1 protein-coding gene is annotated in these 1,015 nt (G+C 62.3%); it reads right to left on the bottom strand.

The window, feature by feature from the left end; all coding sequences use genetic code 11:
- Nucleotides 1–123: 123 nt before the first annotated feature.
- Nucleotides 124–363: a hypothetical protein gene (locus BKH20_RS14320; RefSeq protein WP_075391476.1), complete on the bottom strand. Its 240-nt coding sequence runs from the start codon at nt 361–363 to the stop codon at nt 124–126.
- Nucleotides 364–1,015: the final 652 nt, after the last annotated feature.

Below are 1,015 nucleotides of genomic sequence, written 5' to 3'. Positions count from 1 at the left end.
CTAAAAGTCGCCAAACGTGACACCCAGACCCCACAACACACCGCCAAGCCCCACTCAGCCCACCCAGCGCACGCAGTCGTAGGGTAGATGCCGCAGTCGTACCCTTGAGGCTTATTCACAGGACTAGCCGACGCCAGCATCTGCGCAGGCCACAGCACCTTCAGTGGATGCTGTGAAGAAGCCTCCGTCACCGCCGTCCTCGGATTCATGTTCACATACACCCCATGAATAAGCCTCGATATGTCGGAGGTATCTGGCGGCGCGATTCCGGTCTGTAACGGTGAGGCTGCGTTCAATGTAGCGCTCAATAACCTCGTTCTCATTGAGCGCTGGTTTATCGTAACGTTGACCTGGAGGATTCATCCTCCAATTGTAGGGTGTTGGTGTGTAAAAACCCCGATTTGGGCGTGCTCTGGTGAGCGAGAGGCCTGGGGGTGTTGTGGTGCCGGTGTACCAGGTGCGAGGGGGCTGTCCCGGTGGGTCGCAGTCGCTCAGGTGCTACCGGAGGAAGGGTGGGTGTGCTCAACGTAGGCGGGGCCTTCGTACGGGAGCCCGAAATGTGCTGTCTCCTCACTTGAGAGACATGTGAGTGTCATGGCTTCTGAGGCGTTCGGTGGCCTCGACGCAACACTCGCTTCGGCCCGAGTCCCGCCTCGGGGCGGTCTGTTGCACGAGGGTGGGGATCTACTGGCCGGGGGTTGTGCGTACTGTACGAGGGCCCGACCCCCATGGAGTAGACCCGACGCTCGTGCAGTGACGCCCTACCCTCGTGGAGTGGACGCTGGAGGGTGGGATCGAGTCCGTGGTGTCTTGGCGGCGAAGTCGGCCGCGTAGGCCGCCGTCGCGTTCGTACCTTATGCCTCGCGTTCGGGGGTTCAGTGTACGAACGCGCGACCTACCCTACGAACGCGACGCGCTCACCCAAGGGCGAGCCCGGAGGGCGGGGCTGAGCTGGTCAGGCGTGGTGCGTGCCGCACGGTCCCCCGGCAAGCCTCCCAATCGGTGTCTCAGATGT

Source organism: Actinomyces oris (assembly GCF_001937445.1).
GTDB lineage: Bacteria > Actinomycetota > Actinomycetes > Actinomycetales > Actinomycetaceae > Actinomyces > Actinomyces acetigenes.
The sequence above is the reverse complement of the archived record's forward strand: the minus strand, read 5'-3'. Positions and strand labels throughout refer to the sequence as shown.